A 15,912-nucleotide genomic window follows, 5' to 3' on the forward strand; every position below is an offset into this window, starting at 1 on the left:
CTCCTTCGATCGGAGGTGTGCCAGAGAAGTCAGATGCGGTCGGCGAGCTCGCGGGCCGAGCGCAGTTCCAGATCGCGGAGCTTGGCCACGCGGCGCACCGTGTCGGCGTCGTCGTCGAACGTCGCGGCCAGGAACGCCTCCAGGACCTCCGTGGCCATGGCAGGACCGATCAGCCACGCACCCATGGCGAGCGCGTTGGCGTCGTCGTGCTCGACGGCCTGGTGGGCGGAGTACACGTCATGTCCCAGACCGCATCGAATGCCCGCGATCTTGTTGGCGGCCATCAGCGCCCCCGCGCCCGTCCCGCACACCAGCACGGCGCGGTCGGCCTCGCCGCGGCGTACGGCGTCGCAGGTGGCGAAGGTGATGTCGGGGAAGTCGACGGGGGTTTCGGTGTCCGGGCCGAAGTCGGCCACCTCATGTCCCAGACGTCGCAGCACCTGGCGGACGTGTTCTTTGAGCGCCAGCCCCGCGTGGTCGTTGCCGAGTGCGATGCGCATGGTCAGCCTTTCGTCGTGCGTCGGGCAGGTGAGGGTGGTCCGCGAAGGCCGCGCCGAGGCGGCGGGGCCGCACAGTGGGCGGCTCCGCGGAGTGGGTGTTCGGGCTGTGGGTGTTGGGGCTGTGGGTGTTGGGGCCGTGGGTGTTCGGGCCGTGGGTGTGGGTGGGTCGGGGCCGTCAGACGGAGGGGTGGACGGCGGCGGTGTGTGTCGGCCGCGCCGACGATGACCGGCGGGGGATCAGCCGCATGGGGAGGACGACGGATTCGGCCGTGCCGCCGTTGATGACGTCGAGCAGGAGCCGCATCGCGGTCGCCCCTAAGGCGCGGGCGTCGTGGGCCACCACGGTGAGCGGGGGGTCGAGTTCGCCGAACCACTCGATGTCGTCGAAGGCGACCAGGGCCAGATCCTCGCCGATCCGCAGACCGCGCCGGCGCACCTCGGCCACGGCGCCGACCGCCATCAGGCTGTCGGCGGCGAGCAACGCGGTCGGCGGCCGGTGGTTCGCGAGGAGTTTGGCGGCCGCCGTGCCACCGCTCGCCCGGCGGAAGTCGCCCGCCGTGATCAGCGCGGGGTCGTCGTCCAGCTCGTGGCGGGCGATCGACTCCAGGAACGCGCTCAGACGCGCCCGCCCGGTGGACACGGACGGCGGTCCGCCGATGTATCCGATACGGGTGTGGCCCTGTTCGGCGAGATGGGCGACGGCGAGCTCGACCCCCTGTGCGTTGTCGGCGGTCACGCTGGGCACATCGAACCCGTCGACGGTGCGGTCCACGAAGACCAGCGGCACCCGCGCCTGTTCCAGAGCGCGCAGGTCGCCGCGGCCCTCTCCTTGGGGAGCGATGATGATGCCGTCCACCCGCTGGGTGAGGAACACATCCAGGTAGGTGTCCTGCTGTGCGGTGTCCTCGTTGGCGTTGGCCAGCAGCGTGACGTACGAGGAGGCGAGCGCGGTCTGTTCGGCGCCGTGGGCGATGTCCGCGAAGAACGGGTTGCGTACGTCGGAGACGAGGAGCCCCACCGCATGGCTGCGCGCCGAACGCAGCGCCTGCGCCCGGGCGTTCATCCGATAGCCGAGTTCGGTGGCCGCCGCCCGCACACGTTCGCGGGCCGCGGGTGAGGTGGCCGAGTGGCCGGAGAGCACCCGCGACGCGGTCCCCACGGAGACACCCGCACGCGCCGCGACGTCCTTGAGGGTAACGGTGGCGTCCACATGGGGCCTTTCGCTGGGTCGGGCTCGTGCGGGTGCGGCGAAGCGGCCGCCCTGATGGTGAGGTTGGGGGAGGGACAGGGACGGCGTGGCTCGGAATGAATCCCACTGGAACCGTTTCCATGGAATCGATTCCAGTGGGATCTTGGTGGACGCGCCGACCCGCGTCAAGGGTCATGACAAGGCTCGTTCGGCTGTCCCACCCCGGGCCGCCCACCGGGTCGGTGCGAACCGGTGCGGACCGGACCGGGGTGCTACGTTCGCCAGTTGTAGCGGCGCTCCGGGCGGCCGGCGGTGCCGTATCGCAGGGAGACGTCGGCGTTGCCGGTGGCGTGGAAGTACTCCAGGTAACGGCGGGCGCTGACGCGGGAGATGCCGATCGTGGTGGCCGCCTCGGCGGCGGAGACGGTGCCGTCCGCCTCGCGGAGGGCGCGCTCGACGAGCTGGGCGGTCTCCACGCTCAGGCCCTTGGGGAGGGCGCCGCCCGCCGGGGGTGCGAACGCCCCGGCCAGGACCCGGTCCACATCCGCCTGGCCACGGACGACGGTGGTGAGCAGCCGTCCGCGCTGGGTCGCATAGCGTTCGAGGCGGGGCTGCAGATCCTCGTAGTCGAAGGGCTTGAGGAGGTAGTCCACCACGCCCTGGCGGACCGCGCCGCGCACCGCGTCGGCCTCCCGCGCCGCGGTGATCACCATGACATCGCAGTCGTGCCCGGCGGTGCGCAGCCGGGGGATGACGTCCAGGCCGAAGAGGTCGGGCAGATAGAGGTCGAGCAGGACCAGGTCGGGACGGAGCGCGTCGACCGCCTCGATCGCCTGCTCGCCGGTGTGCGCGGTGCCGACGACGCGGAACGGCGCCATCCGCTCCACGAAGGTGCGGTGGACACGGGCCACCATGAAGTCGTCGTCCACGACGAGCACATCGATCGTGCCGGCCGACTCGGTCATCGGGTCGCTCCTTCCGCCACCGCGTCGGCGGGGTGGCTGACGGACATGCGGGCGCTGAACATCGCGCCCTGGGGGGTGTTGGTCACCGCGATCTCGCCACCTCGGCGCTCGCAGACGAGCCGGGTGAGGGCGAGCCCGATGCCGCGCTCGCCCTCCCGGGCGGCCTTGGTGGTGAAGCCATGGGCGAAGACCTCCTGGGCGAGTCCGGGGGCGACGCCGGGGCCGGAATCGCGCACCACGATCTCCACACTGGCGTTGTCCTGGCGCAACTCGACCTCCACCCATGGCTCGTCGCCGTCCCGGGCCCCGAGCCTGGTCATGTCCCCGGCGGCCCCATTCCCGTCACCGCCCCTGTTCCCGTCACCGCCCCCATTCCCGTCACCGCCCCCATTCCCGTCACCGCGCTCGGATGTGGCGGCGTCGATGGCGTTGTCGACCAGATTGCCGACCACGGTCGCCACATCGGCGGCGTCCTCGGGGGTCAGCCGGTCCAGCGCGGTGCGGTCCGAGAGGCGCAGGGCCACCTTCCGCTCGGCGGCCTGCGACGCCTTCGCCATCAGCAGCGCGGCCACGGCGGTGTCCCGGACCCGGCGGCCGATGGACATGTCCAGCGACTGGCGGCGCTGGTTCAGCGCGCGGATGTAGCGCACCACCTCCTCCTGCTCGCCGATCTGGATCAGCCCGGAGATGGTGTGCAACTGGTTGGCGAACTCGTGGGTCTGCGCGCGCAGCAGCTCGGAGGTACTCCGGAAAGAGCCGATCTCGCGCTCCAGCCTCGCCAGCTCGGTGCGGTCCCGCAGCGTGGTGACGGAGCCGAGCGGCCGTCCGTCCTTGACGACGGTCATCCGGTTCATGACCAGGACACGGCCGTGCCGGACGACGACCTCGTCCTTCGGGTCCGTCGTTTCCTTCCGTGCACCGGCCAGCACGTCCAGCAGCCGTCCCTCGATGCCGAGCTCGGCCAGATTCCGGCCCACGCAGTCCTCGGGCAGGTCCAGCAGCCGTCTGCCCATGTCGTTGACGAGCGTCACCCGATGCTGCGGATCGAGCGCGACAACGCCCTCGGCGATGCCGTACAGCATCGCCTCGCGGTGCTCGGCCAGCCCGGTGATCTCACGCGGCTCCAGCCCGAGCGTCTGCCGTTTGACGCGCCGGGCGAGCAGCCAGGAGCCGACGACGCCGAGCGCGCTGGCGACACCGAGGTAGACGGGCAGGTACGAGGACGCGCCGCTCAGCCGCTGCCACACCGTGGGAGACGCCTCGCCGATCATGACGGTGCCCAGTTGCCGCCCCAGGTCGTCGCCCGTCGCACCGAGGACCGGCACCTGAGCCACCAGCTCCCGGCTGCCGTCCCAGTCCAGCGTGCCCGACCAGCCGCGCCCCGCACCGACCCCCTTGCCCAGCGGCAGCTGGTCGCCGAGCACCGTGGGATTCGTCGAGCTGACGACGCGCCCGTTACCGTCGGCCACCGTGACGGACGTCACCCGCGACTGCACCCGGGACGAATACACCAACGGGGCCAGCGCCTCCGCCGGTGAGGGGCCCACCAGCCGGGTGCGTACCAGCGGCTGGGCGGCAAGCTGCTCGGCGAGCGCACCGACCCGGCGGCCCTCCACCCGGTTGAAGGTGGCCTCCGACTGCGCGAGCGAGACCGCGGCGACCGCCATCAGCACCACCACGACGATGGCGAGCTGCAACACCAGCATCTCGCCCGCGAGCGTTTGACGACGGAACGCGGCGACCACAATGAACTCAATCTCTCCTGCTGACACAACCTGGGCGCATTTCTCACCAGGCTGCACAATCATGGCGTCCGCCGTATGGGAAGCGAAAGGGAGGTGCCATGAGCGGCCGCACCCGCACCCGCGCCCTGTCCGGCCTCCTGGCCGCTGTGCTGTCCCTGCTCGTCGGCGCGTGTGGCACCTGGCCGGGCCCGGGGGACACCGCGGACGACGGTCTGCGGATCCTGGTGCCCAACACACCCGGAGGCGGGTACGACACCACGGCACGGACCGTGGCCCGGGTGCTGGAGGAGACCGGGACCGCCTCGGACATGGAGGTGTTCAACCTGCCCGGAGCCGGTGGCACCGTCGGCCTGCGGCGCACCGTGGACGAACGGGGCAACGGACGGCTCGCCCTGCAGATGGGCCTCGGCGTCCTCGGCGCGGCCCATGTGCAGGGCGCGAAGGTGACCGTCGCGCGGACCACCCCGATCGCCCGCCTGATCGAGGAGCCCGAAGCGGTGGTCGTCCGCAAGGACTCGCCGTACCGCACCCTCGCCGACCTGGTCACCGAGTGGCGCAACAGCCCCGGAGGCGTCACGGTCGGCGGCGGCTCGTCCCTGGGCGGCCCGGACCACCTGCTGCCCATGGCGCTGGCCGGCGCGGTCGGCATCCAGCCGAAGAAGGTGCGGTACGCCGCCTACGACGGCGGTGGCGGCGATCTGCTCCCCGCCCTGTTGGACGGCCGAGTCGACTTCGCCACCAGCGGCATCGGCGAGTTCCTCGACCAGATCGCCGCAGGACAGCTCAGGGTGCTCGCGGTCACCAGCGACCGGCCGGTGGCCGCGCTGCCCAGGGTGCCGACGCTGAAGGCCGCCGGGATCGATCTCGTCTTCGACAACTGGCGGGGGATCGTCGCCCCGCCCGGCATCAGCTCCGCGGACCGCAAACGCTGGATCGAGGTGCTGACCGCGCTGCACACCTCCCGGCAGTGGAAGGCCGAGCTCACCCGCCACGGCTGGACCGACGCCTTCGCCACCGGTGGCGCCTTCGCCACCTACCTGGCCCGGCAGGACAAGGCCGTGGCCGAACTGGTCGGACACCTGGGACTGGACTGACCGACACCCTCCGGGGCGGGGCCGCCACCGGTGACCGCTATGGCGGCTGCCACCGGCCACCGCCTCACGCCCGCATGCCCTCGACCCCCACCACCCCCTGACCCACCCATGCCCTCGACCCGGATCACCCCCGCCCTCTGACCCACTCCCCTGCCCCCCTGACCCACCCATGCCCTGGTGGCCGTACGAACCCGCCCGCATGTCCCGTGTCCCGTAATGACACGCATGTCCTGGAAGGCACCGCATGACCGCACACACCTGGTGGCTGCTGCTCATCCTCACGGTGGCGATAGCAGCACTGATCTACCTCATCAACTCCCGGCTGCGTGTCCACCCGTTCGTCGCGCTGATCCTGGTCAGCGTGGGCACGGGGATCGCGGCCGGGGAACCCGCCTCGAAACTCGCCGGATCCATCGAAGAGGGCGCCGGAGGCACCCTCGGCGACGTGGGCGTCACCCTCGCCCTCGGCGCCATGCTCGGCCGTCTGCTCTCCGACTCGGGTGCGACCGACACCATCGCCCGCGCCCTCGTCGCCCGCGCCGAGCCGCGCAGGCTGCCCTGGCTGGTCGGCGCCGCGGCGTTCGTCATCGGCGTGCCCATGTTCTTCGAGGTGGGCCTGATCGTGCTGCTGCCCTTGATCTTCAGCGTCGCCCGCAGGATGGAGGGCCAGGGCGGCACCAAGGGCAGCCCGTACGTACTCCTCGGCGTGCCCGCCATCGCCTCGCTGTCCACCCTGCACGGCATGCTGCCGCCCCACCCCGGACCGCTGACCGCGATGACCGGCCTCCACGCCGACCTCGGTCTCACCCTCGGCGTCGGCATCGTCTGCGCCGTGCCCACCGTCATCCTGGCGGGTCCCGTCTACGCCCGCTGGATCGCGCCCCGGCTTCCCGACGTCGCCCCGGACGCCGAACTGGTGGCCCAGTTCGCCGGGGCCGAGCGGCAGCCCGCTGCGGCCACCTCGGGACCCGGTGCGCAGGCGGGCACGGACACGCCCCGCCGGACCGGTGTGCCCACCGGCCTGGCCGTGGCGGCCGTGCTGGTCCCCGTCGTCCTGATGCTGCTGCGTACGCTCGCCGAGACGGTGCTGGACGAGTCGAGCGGGCTGGGCGCGGCGCTCGTATTCGCCGGAGAGCCGCTGGTGGCGATGCTCGCCGGTTTCGTCTTCGCCCTCGGGGTGACGTTCGCCGGCTCCGGCCGCTCCGGTGAGGAGACCCGCGCCTCCCTGACCGACAGTCTGAAGTCCATCGCCGCGATCCTGCTCATCATCGGTGGGGGAGGGGCGTTCAAGCAGGTCCTTCAGGACTCCGGCATCGGCGATGCCATCGCCTCTGCCGCCGAGGGCGCCCATATCAATGTGATCCTGCTGGGCTGGCTGATCGCCCTGCTGCTGTCGCTGACCACGGGCTCCGCCACCGTCGGCATCGTTTCCGCCACCGGCATCGTGGCCCCGCTGATCGGTGACGGCGGGGGCCTGGAGGCGTCCCTGCTGGTGGTCGCGATCGGGGCCGGTTCCCTCGGCCTCAACTATGTCAACCACGCGGGGTTCTGGCTGGTGAAGGAGTCGTTCGGGATGGACCTCGGCCAGGCCACCAAGACCCAGACGGTTGTGCAGACGCTGGTCAGCGTGCTCGGCCTGGCGATGGCCCTGCTGCTGTCGGTGTTCGCCTGAGGGGAGGCGGCGGCGGGGCGGTCGTGGTAGGCCCGGTCGCGACCGGGCCTACCACGACCGCGCCGATCGCGGCGGGCCCGGCTGCCCGGAGGCTGTCGGACCCGCCTGCCAGACTCCGGCCATGGATCTTGACGAGCTGTTGCGGTGTCTCGCGGAGGCCGAGTCGGGTGAGCTGCGGGAGGAGCTCACCGGTGGGCGCTATGTGGTCCTGCAGTACGACCCCGAGGAGACGGTGTTCGACGACGCGGCCCTCGCTGAACTCTTCGGCGCCCCAGCCCCCGGCACCGGCACGGCGGCCCCGGACGCCGTGCCGGTGCCGGACGCCACCGAGGACACCGACGAGGAGTCCGAGGACGAGGAGTTCGAGGACGAGGACGGTGCCTGGTTCTCCCTCATCGGTGTCGCGCCCTCGCTCTACGAGGCGCTGGATCTCCTCGGCGACGAACTCCCCGACGAGGAGGATCTGACGGAACTCGACGAGGAGGAGTGGGCGGCGGAGACGGCCGAGTTCGGCGCGCACGTTTTCGTCACGGCCGCGGAGGATGAAGGCGTAAAGGCAGACGGCGAAGAAGGGAACGAATGGCTCGCTCTTCTGCGAGGCATACGGGACCCGCGGCGACGCTCCGTCGTCCAGTTGCTCTGCGGTGTCCTCGGCCCGATGGACTTCCTGACGGAGGACTTCGAGGAGGACTGCTACCTGGGCCATGTGGCGACACGGCTCCCCGGAGCACGGTTCGTCATGCTGGCCAGCGCCGCCCCGCCGAACCAGGAAGTGGCCTTCGCCATCCTGGAACTCCCACCCCGCGATACCCCGGACCCGGCCGGCCGCGCCCTGCTGCTGGCCGCTGCCGCCGGGGACCCGGCCGCGCTGCGCGCCGCGCTCGGCGAGGGCGCTGACGTCGGCACGCTCGACGAGTACGCCGCAACACCGCTGCACCACGCCGTGGCGGCGCGTTCGGCCGCGGCGGTCGACGTACTGCTTGCGACGGGTGCCGATCCGTGCGCCCAGGCGGCCTTCGGCAACGCACCCCAGTTCGCGGCCGCCGGTCCGGGCCGTCCGTATCCCACCGCCCGCCGGGTCGAAGACGAGGAGCACTGGAGCCTCCTGTGGTCCCTGCTGGACGCGGGCGCCGATATCAACGCCACCAACACCGCCGGTCAGACCCTGCTCGACCTGGCCGTCCGGTCGGATCCGTACCCGGAGCGGCAGGTGCGCCTGCTGCTGGAACGGGGAGCCGTCAGCCGCGAACTCGCGACCACGCGCGTGGACGCGCTCGTCCGCAGGCTGCCGTACGGCTACGAGGAGGAGCTGTCCGTACTGCGCAATCAGGTCCGCTTCCTGCTGGACACCGGCGCGCCCTACGACCATCCGCTGGACTCTCTGCTCGCCGTCACCGGCTACTACGAGCGTGAACTCTCCGCCGACTATCTCGTTGAACTCGTCGACATCATGGTGAGCCGCGGCGTGGGTGACCGGCCGGGCACCTATGGTCGGACGGCTCGCGAGAGCGCCATGCAGTGGGTCGACCACGGCCTGACCCACTACCAGGCCGTGGTGGACCGGCTCGCCGCTGTGGCCCCGGGCGAACGTTGAGGTGAACGCGGAGGTGAACGCGGAGGTGAATGCCGAGGTGAGGGATTGCCGACCCCCTGGAACCCGATGCTCTCTCCGTGCCTCCCACTAGGGGACGGCAAGTGAGTTGGGGATCTTGATGACGGGACCGAATGGCGAGACCACGCTTCCGCAGGTCTTGTTGGACGCCGCCGACGCGCGGCCCCGGACCGGGCTCGACGAGCGGGCCCCGCTGCCGGTCTACGGCCTGGCCGAGGCCACCTTGGCGGTCACCTTCCCGCCCCTGGACGAGGTGGCGGTGCCACGTGTCCTGGACCGCGCGGCCCTCAGCCGCGGCCGCGCGGTGGACACCGTCCTGGGCCCGGACGCCGTGGAGTTGATGCCATGGAGCTGCGCGGGAGCGGCCTGGCCGAGTCGGTGGCGACGGCCGAGTCCGCCCCGGCCTTTCCCTCAGCCGTGTACGAGGCCGACCTGGTCGTCACCGCCGTCAGCGGCGGCAAGGCCGTCCTCGACGTCGACCGGCTGCGCCCCGGCACCGTCGTGGTCGACGACTCTTCCCGCACTGTTTCGACACCGCACGCGCCCTCGCCCGGATGCGCGGGCAGCGCGATGTGCTGACCGTCGGAGGCGGCCTGCTCGCGGTCGGCGACACCGAGCGGCACATCGCGGACAACCTCCCACCGGCCGCCGCCTCCGGATACGCCGAACGATCCTGGCTACCGGGCACGGTCGCCTCCTGCCGACTCGAATCCCTGCTGCGCACCGCCGTGCCCGGCCTGCCACTGGTCCACGGGCTGGTCAACGCCTCCCATGCGCACGCCTACTGGGACGCGGTCGAAGCGGCCGGAGTAAGCGCCGCCCCACTGCACCTGCTCGGCCACACCATCGCCACCGGGCCACCGTGGCATGGGACGACTTCTCACGGGACGCCGTGACCGACTCCACGAGCTGCTGTTCGTGCTGTTGATATGGCTTTTCTCCCCGATAAGGGCCATGTGTCCGCACTTCCTTGACGCTGAAATCGCCTTCTGCCAGCGTGCTCGCCATGCCTCGCAACGCAGTCATCGGTGTGGACATCGGCACCTCGAGCAGCAAGGGCGTTCTCGTCGGTCTCGATGGCACACTGATCCGCTCGGCCACTCGGGAGCACACCCCCGCAAGGCCCGGCCCCGGTCACTTCGAGATGGACGCTGCCGTCTGGTGGTGCGAGTTCGTCGAACTCACCCGGGAGTTGACCGCCTCCGGTGACACCGCCGCGGATGGCACCGCCCCCGGTGACACCACCGTGGTCGCCGTCGGGGTCAGTGGCATGGGGCCCTGCGTTCTGCTGGCCGATGAGCACGACACCCCGCTGCGCCCCGCCGTTCTGTACGGGGTGGACACCCGCTCGGTCCTGCAGATCCAGCGCATCGAGGCGCGGCTCGGGGCCGAGGAGATCATCCGCCGCTGCGGCTCCGCCCTGACCACGCAGGCCGCCGGGCCGAAAATCGCCTGGATCGCCGAGGAGGAGCCCGAGGTCTACGCGCGGGCCCGGCGGCTGTACATGCCGAGCTCCTGGTTGGTCAGGAAGCTCACCGGAAACTACGTCCTCGACCACCACTCGGCCAGCCAGTGCACCCCGCTGTACGACACGCTCGCAGGCGAGTGGTACGGCCCCTGGGCCGCCGAGGTCGCCCCCGGTATCGAACTGCCGCCACTGCGCTGGCCCGGCGAGGTGGCCGGCGCCCTCACCACCGAGGCCGCCGAGGCGACCGGCCTGCCCGCCGGGATCCCTGTCACCACCGGCACCATCGACGCCTGGGCCGAGGCCCTGAGCGTGGGGGCGCAGCACATCGGCGATCTGATGCTGATGTACGGCACCACCATGTTTCTCATCCACACCGTGCCCAAGCCGCTGACCAGCCCGTCCCTGTGGGGCACGGTCGGTGCCCTGCCCGGAACCCGGAATCTGGCCGGCGGCATGGCCACTTCCGGTGCGGTCGCCAACTGGCTGCGGGACCTGTTCGCCGACGGGGACCACGCCGAACTCACCGCGCTGGCCGCCGAGTCGGGGCCCGGCGCCAATGGCCTGCTGATGCTCCCGTACTTCTCCGGCGAGCGGACCCCGATCATGGACCCGGACGCCCGCGGAGTGATCGCCGGGCTGACCCTGTCCCACACCCGTGGCGACCTCTACCGGGCCGCGCTCGAAGCCACCGGGTTCGGCGTCCGCCAGAACATCGAGGTCATCGAGGCGGCCGGCGGTGACATCCGCCGTGTGGTCGCCGTCGGTGGCGGCACCCAGGGCTCCCTGTGGACGCAGATCGTCTCCGACATCACCGGCCGCCCGCAGGAGCTGCGCACCATCACCATCGGCGCCGGTTACGGCGACGCTCTGCTGGCCGCGCAGCTCGTCGGGGACGCCTCCATCGAGGACTGGAACCCGGTGCGCGAGACGGTGACGCCCGGCGCCGAGCACACCGGGCGCTACGACGAGCTGTACGCCCTCTACCGGCGGCTGTACCCGGACACCGCCGTGACCGTCCACGCCCTTGCGGCACTGCAGGAGCGTTGAGAGCTCTTCCACATTCTGAAAGCGAATTCACTTCGGTGCTGCTTGTGCATCCCGGCCCAATGCTTGTGTGTTGAATTGGATTTGGTTTCGCTGGGAGGGTCGTCAAGGATGTGTCGTCGCCCTTGGCGAGCCGTCGAGCTCATCGCCGGAGGGGAGTCACGTGCGCGTGGAGAATGTGGACCTGCTGGTCATCGGTGCGAGTATGGCGGGGTTGACCGCCGGTGCCCGTGCCGTTCGCAATGGTCTGTCCGTCATGGTCGTGGAGATCGCCGCGGACGCCGGCGGTTCCGCGCGCGTCGCGGGTTACGCGTGGACCGCGCCGAGCCACGACGTCATGGACCAGCACAATCCATGGGGAGACACCGTGCTCAAGCGCGCCCTCGTGGATCGGTTTCCCGAAGGCGTCGAATGGATTCGTTCGCTCGACGTGGACATCAAGGACGCGCAGCGCGTCCTCGGTTTCGGTCGCGGGCACCAGTTCGACACCCATCAGTATGTCGACACCTGTCGTCGGATCATCCGCGAAGGCGGTGGCACGTTGCTGGTTGGAGACGTGTGCCGAACGGCTGGTGGTCGAGGACGGGGGCGTGACGGGGGCGGAGCTGAGGCCGGCCGATGGCACGCGCATGCGCGTGTGTGCCGGCTCCACGCTCATCGCGACCGGCGGCTTACGAAGACGCCGCGGCGGGGCTGGAGGCGGTGCCCGGCAGACAACTGGACCGCCTTCCCCTCGACGAACCGCCGTACTACGTGATCGAGACGGTACCGGCCATCACCTTCCCCTTTCACGGTGTGCGCATCGACGACCGGGCCCGCGTCCTGCGCGGGGACGATGAACCGCTCCACGGACTCCTCGCTGCTGGGTCGGACACCGGTGGCCTGTGGCACCGCGCCTACGCGGGCGGCATCGCCTCGGCCCTGATGTTCGGACTGACCGCCGCGGACACAGCTACCGCCACCCGCCACCGCCACCGCCACCGCCACCGCCACCGCCACCGCCACCGCCACCGCGACGGTGACGGCGACGGCGGAGGCGGCACAGACGAGGGCGTCACAGGCGACGGACTGAGCGCTCCCCGCCCCGCCACCTGGCTCGTCCGCGGTGACCGGGTGGTGGGGCGTGGTACCCGCGACGGGGTGGTGGGGCGTCGTCCCCGCGACCGGGTGGTGGGGCGTCAGCGTGCCGTCCAGCCGCCGTCCACGTACAGCTCGGAGCCGGTCACGAAGCTCGCGTCCTGGGAGGCGAGGAAGGCGACGGCCCCCGCGACCTCGTCCGGAGTGCCGAGCCGCCCCATGGGGGTGCCCTCGACCATCGCGCTGTGACGGGGAGTGCCCCGCCACAGTTCGCGCGAGAGAGGGGTCTCGATGAAACCGGGATGGATCGAATTGACGCGGACGCCGCGCGTGGCCCAGTGCAGGGCGGCGTTCTTCGTCATCAGCCGCACCGCACCCTTCGCCGCGTGGTACGAGAACTGGCTGCCGAAGCCGCCCACCGTGCCGAAGATCGACGCGATGTTGATGATCGAGCCGCCCCCGGAGCGTTCGATCGCGGGTCCACCGTGCTTCATGCCGAGCCAGACACCGCCCTGGGTCACCGCGATGACCTTGTCCCAGGAGTCCTGGGTCTCCGTCTCCACGGTGCGCATCTGGGCGATACCCGCGTTGTTGACGAGCACGGACAGGCCGCCCAGTTCGGAGACCACGCGCTCGACCGTGCCGCGCCACGCCTCCTCGTCGCTCACGTCCAGCGCGAGGCCCAACGCCCGCGCTCCGTCGGCCGCCAGCTCCTTCGTCAGCTCCTCCGCGAGCTGCTCGCAGCGGTCTGCGTCCACGTCGGTCACCACCACCGTGGCGCCCTCGATGGCCAACCGCCGCGAGACGGCGGCTCCTATACCGCCGGTCGCGCCGGTGACCAGGGCGATCTGTCGGGACAGTCGGTCTCGCACGGGCTCTCCTCCGTCTTGCGTGGCACCTTGGGTGGTAACTCGCGTGGCATCTGGCATGGCCTCTCGCGTGGCATCTCCGGTGTCAGCCGTGGCATCTCCGCTGTCAGCGGTCACGGCAGCAGCTCCAGCCCCGAGCGCAGCAGCGCGGGCACCGCGGAGCCGACCCGCTCGAATCCCGTTCCGACCGTCTGTCCCGCCGAATAGCGGGCGTGGATGCCCTCCGCGATGACGGCGAGCTTGAAACAGCCCAGCGCCTGGTAAAAGGGCAGGCCACCGATGTCCCGTCCGGACTTCTCGGCGTATCGCTCGGCCACCTCGCGGCCCGAGGGAAAACCGGAATTGGCCGTCGGGACATGGCGCGCCGCGAGGACCGGTTCGCAGGTCCGGTCCCAGTACATGAGCAGCATCCCGAGGTCGGCGAGCGGATCGCCGAGCGTGGCCATCTCCCAGTCGAGGACGGCGGCGATACGCCCGAACTCGCCGGGTGCCAGGATGACGTTGTCCAGGCGGTAGTCGCCGTGCACGATGGCCGGGGCGCCGCTCGCGGGCAGCGAACGGGCCAGCCTGCCGTGCAGTGCGTCGAGGTCGGGCAGGCTCCGCGTGGCGACCTTGTCCCACTGACCACGCCAGCGCCGCACCTGGCGCTCCAGATAGCCGTCGGGCCGGCCGAAGTCGCCGAGCCCGACGGTGGCGGCGTCCACCGAGTGCAGCGTGACCAGGGCGTCCACCAGCGCGTCAGCGGCGCGCCGCGCGTCGTCGGGCGGGAGCGCGGCGGCCTCGTCGCCGTCGCGCAGCACCGTGCCCTCCACGAAGTCGACGACGCAGAACGGCGCCCCGATCACCTCCGGGTCCGTGCACGACAGCACGGCCCGGGCGACCGGCACCGCGGTGTCGCCGAGCGCCGCGACGACGCGGTATTCGCGGTCCATGTCGTGTGCGGTCGGTGTCAGCACCCCCAGTGGCGGCCGGCGCACCACCCACCGGTGTGCCCCGTCGGTCACCGCGTAGGTGAGATTGGAGCGCCCGCCCTGCAGCAGCGTGACCGTGAGCGGGCCCGCGCACTCGGGTACGTTTCGTTCGAAGTAGCGCTGCAACGCGGCCACGTCGACGCCGGCCACCGTCGTCCCGGAGCCGGTCACCGGGTGCCCCGCCGCTCCCGCGCCGCCCGCACCGCGCGCTTGGCGATGGCCCAGCGATGGGTCTCGGAAGGGCCGTCGTAGATACGGAACGGACGCACCTCGCGGTACAGCCGCGACAGCGGGGCGTCCCCCGAGATGCCGAGCGCACCGCATATCTGGACGGCCCGGTCGACCACCCGGTTCACCGCCTCGGAGACGTAGGTCTTGGCGATCGAGGTGTGCTGGGCGGCCGGGCGTCCCTGGTCCAGCTCCCAGCAGGCCCGCCACAGCACGGCCCGGCTGGTCTCGATGTCGATCTCGGAGTCGGCCAGCAGCTGCTGCACCATGCCCAGTTCGGCCAGCGGCTTGCCGAAGGCCGAACGGTCCGCGGCGCGCTCCAGGGCGATGTCCTGCGCCCGCCGCGCCACTCCGAGCCAGCGCATGCAGTGGGTCATGCGCGCGGGCCCGAGGCGTACCTGGGCATACGCGAAGCCCTCGTCCACTTCGCCCAGTACGGCATCGTCCGCGACCTCGCAGCCCTCGAAGGCGATTTCGCTGTGCCCGCCGAAGAGGCCCTGGTCCAGAGTGTCGATATTCCGGACGATCTTCATGCCGGGGTTGTCGGCGGCGACGAGGAACATCGTCGCGCCGCCCGGGTCGCCGGGGCCGCCGCTGGTGCGGGCCATGCAGATGGCGAAGGCCGCCCCGTCGGCGCCGCTGATGAACCACTTGCGGCCGTCGAGCCGCCAGCCGCCGTCGATCTTCGTCGCGGTCGTGGTGAGCGCACGCGGGTCGGAGCCGGCGCCCGGCGCCGGTTCGGTCATCGCGAAGCACGAGCGCGCCTCACCGGCCGCCAGCGGGCGCAGATACCGCTCCTTCTGCTCCTCCGTGGCCACCACCTCGAGCAGATGCGTATTGCCCTCGTCGGGAGCCGCGCAGTTGAGCGCGAGGGGCCCCAGCAGCGAGTACCCGGCCGCCTCGAACACCACTGCCTGTCCGCACAGGTCCAGTCCGAGTCCGCCCCATTCGGCGCCGACGTGCGGGGCGAACACCCCCGCCTCGCGAGCCGCGTCCTGGAGTCGGCGGCGCAGCGGCTCCGGCCCGGCATGGACGTTGCCATCACACGCCTGCTCCTCGGGTATCACCACCTCCCGTACGAACTCGGTGGTGTGCCGTGCGATCCCGGCGACCCGTTCATCGATCTCGAACCCTATGGGCACGTTGCACTCCCGAGCTTGGCTACTGCCTACGTGTACGGCGACCTACTTGTACGGCGACACTTCGCTTCGTGGGCGCGCGACCGCGTACCCACGACGCGAAGCTGGTCCGAAGCGCGGGCACCGCACCCGGCACACCCCGCCCCTTACGAGTAAACCGAATCCAATTCAGATCCTCAACCGGTCGGGCGTGTGCCGATACGGTGACCGTCTCGCGCGGCCCGCCGCTGCTGGCTGAATCGCAGGTCGTGCGCCGTATGCATGGAGCCCTTCCGGCCTGCGTGCCTGATCGTGCCCATGGCCTCTGCCGCGCCCCCGGAGAAAACTCGTGTGCGACGG

13 protein-coding genes and 2 pseudogenes are annotated in these 15,912 nt (G+C 71.3%); 8 read left to right on the plus strand and 7 right to left on the minus strand.

What is annotated here, in order from left to right:
• Positions 1-29 precede the first annotated feature (29 nt).
• From STRVI_RS14950 to STRVI_RS14965, 4 genes are all read right to left on the minus strand, one after another.
• A complete protein-coding gene (locus tag STRVI_RS14950; RefSeq protein WP_014056492.1) occupies positions 30-500 on the minus strand; it encodes an RpiB/LacA/LacB family sugar-phosphate isomerase in 471 nt (156 codons plus the stop codon).
• A 175-nt stretch (positions 501-675) separates the two neighbouring features.
• A complete protein-coding gene (locus tag STRVI_RS14955; RefSeq protein ID WP_014056493.1) occupies positions 676-1,710 on the minus strand; it encodes a LacI family DNA-binding transcriptional regulator in 1,035 nt (344 codons plus the stop codon).
• A gap of 251 nt (positions 1,711-1,961) precedes the next feature.
• Positions 1,962-2,654: a response regulator gene (locus STRVI_RS14960; RefSeq protein ID WP_014056494.1), complete on the minus strand. Its 693-nt coding sequence runs from the start codon at positions 2,652-2,654 to the stop codon at positions 1,962-1,964.
• A complete protein-coding gene (locus STRVI_RS14965; RefSeq protein WP_043235935.1) occupies positions 2,651-4,399 on the minus strand; it encodes a sensor histidine kinase in 1,749 nt (582 codons plus the stop codon). The genes STRVI_RS14960 and STRVI_RS14965 overlap by 4 nt, the downstream gene beginning before the upstream one ends.
• A gap of 98 nt (positions 4,400-4,497) precedes the next feature.
• On the opposite strand from STRVI_RS14965, the gene STRVI_RS14970 reads away from it, so the two are divergent.
• From STRVI_RS14970 to STRVI_RS55945, 8 genes and pseudogenes are all read left to right on the plus strand, one after another.
• The gene (locus tag STRVI_RS14970; protein WP_014056496.1) at positions 4,498-5,493 is read left to right on the plus strand and encodes a Bug family tripartite tricarboxylate transporter substrate binding protein; all 996 of its coding nucleotides are present in this window, start codon (positions 4,498-4,500) and stop codon (positions 5,491-5,493) included.
• Positions 5,494-5,737: 244 nt separating this feature from the next.
• Positions 5,738-7,165 carry a GntP family permease gene (locus STRVI_RS14975; protein WP_014056497.1) on the plus strand — a complete coding sequence of 476 codons (1,428 nt, stop codon included), beginning with the start codon at positions 5,738-5,740 and terminating at the stop codon, positions 7,163-7,165.
• Between the two features lie 121 nt (positions 7,166-7,286).
• The gene (locus STRVI_RS46315; protein WP_014056498.1) at positions 7,287-8,759 is read left to right on the plus strand and encodes an ankyrin repeat domain-containing protein; all 1,473 of its coding nucleotides are present in this window, start codon (positions 7,287-7,289) and stop codon (positions 8,757-8,759) included.
• Between the two features lie 363 nt (positions 8,760-9,122).
• Entirely contained in the window at positions 9,123-9,356 is a 234-nt protein-coding gene (locus tag STRVI_RS56385; RefSeq protein ID WP_014056499.1) for a hypothetical protein, read from the plus strand.
• Positions 9,332-9,673 (plus strand): hypothetical protein, encoded by a 342-nt coding sequence (locus STRVI_RS53465; RefSeq protein ID WP_014056500.1) that lies wholly within the window; start codon positions 9,332-9,334, stop codon positions 9,671-9,673. Before STRVI_RS56385 ends, STRVI_RS53465 begins: the two co-directional genes overlap by 25 nt.
• Positions 9,674-9,783: 110 nt before the next feature.
• Positions 9,784-11,292: an FGGY-family carbohydrate kinase gene (locus STRVI_RS14995; RefSeq protein ID WP_014056501.1), complete on the plus strand. Its 1,509-nt coding sequence runs from the start codon at positions 9,784-9,786 to the stop codon at positions 11,290-11,292.
• A gap of 494 nt (positions 11,293-11,786) precedes the next feature.
• Positions 11,787-11,889: pseudogene (locus tag STRVI_RS55940) on the plus strand (hypothetical protein); the annotation flags it as partial.
• Between the two features lie 18 nt (positions 11,890-11,907).
• Positions 11,908-12,138, plus strand: a pseudogene (locus STRVI_RS55945) (hypothetical protein); the annotation flags it as partial.
• Between the two features lie 329 nt (positions 12,139-12,467).
• Here the strand turns inward: STRVI_RS55945 and STRVI_RS15005 are convergent.
• The 3 genes from STRVI_RS15005 to STRVI_RS15015 all read right to left on the minus strand — a co-directional run bounded on the left by STRVI_RS15005 (position 12,468) and on the right by STRVI_RS15015 (position 15,576).
• Complete coding sequence (locus tag STRVI_RS15005; protein ID WP_014056503.1) at positions 12,468-13,238, minus strand: SDR family NAD(P)-dependent oxidoreductase; 771 nt, start codon at positions 13,236-13,238, stop codon at positions 12,468-12,470.
• Positions 13,239-13,348: 110 nt separating this feature from the next.
• Positions 13,349-14,377 (minus strand): phosphotransferase family protein, encoded by a 1,029-nt coding sequence (locus STRVI_RS15010; protein WP_014056504.1) that lies wholly within the window; start codon positions 14,375-14,377, stop codon positions 13,349-13,351.
• Positions 14,374-15,576, minus strand: a complete 1,203-nt coding sequence (locus STRVI_RS15015; protein WP_014056505.1) for an acyl-CoA dehydrogenase family protein — start codon at positions 15,574-15,576, stop codon at positions 14,374-14,376. The genes STRVI_RS15010 and STRVI_RS15015 overlap by 4 nt, the downstream gene beginning before the upstream one ends.
• Positions 15,577-15,912 lie beyond the last annotated feature (336 nt).

Source organism: Streptomyces violaceusniger Tu 4113, from assembly GCF_000147815.2.
Lineage (GTDB): Bacteria > Actinomycetota > Actinomycetes > Streptomycetales > Streptomycetaceae > Streptomyces > Streptomyces violaceusniger_A.

Bases quoted from the DNA above. Each gene is read 5' to 3' on its own strand.
- STRVI_RS14975 (WP_014056497.1), top strand. From the start codon at position 5,738: ATGACCGCACACACCTGGTGGCTGCTGCTCATCCTCACGGTGGCGATA.
- STRVI_RS14970 (WP_014056496.1), top strand. From the start codon at position 4,498: ATGAGCGGCCGCACCCGCACCCGCGCCCTGTCCGGCCTCCTGGCCGCT.
- STRVI_RS46315 (WP_014056498.1), top strand. From the start codon at position 7,287: ATGGATCTTGACGAGCTGTTGCGGTGTCTCGCGGAGGCCGAGTCGGGT.
- STRVI_RS14995 (WP_014056501.1), top strand. From the start codon at position 9,784: ATGCCTCGCAACGCAGTCATCGGTGTGGACATCGGCACCTCGAGCAGC.
- STRVI_RS53465 (WP_014056500.1), top strand. From the start codon at position 9,332: ATGCGCGGGCAGCGCGATGTGCTGACCGTCGGAGGCGGCCTGCTCGCG.
- STRVI_RS56385 (WP_014056499.1), top strand. From the start codon at position 9,123: ATGGAGCTGCGCGGGAGCGGCCTGGCCGAGTCGGTGGCGACGGCCGAG.
- STRVI_RS14950 (WP_014056492.1), bottom strand. From the start codon at position 500: ATGCGCATCGCACTCGGCAACGACCACGCGGGGCTGGCGCTCAAAGAA.
- STRVI_RS14960 (WP_014056494.1), bottom strand. From the start codon at position 2,654: ATGACCGAGTCGGCCGGCACGATCGATGTGCTCGTCGTGGACGACGAC.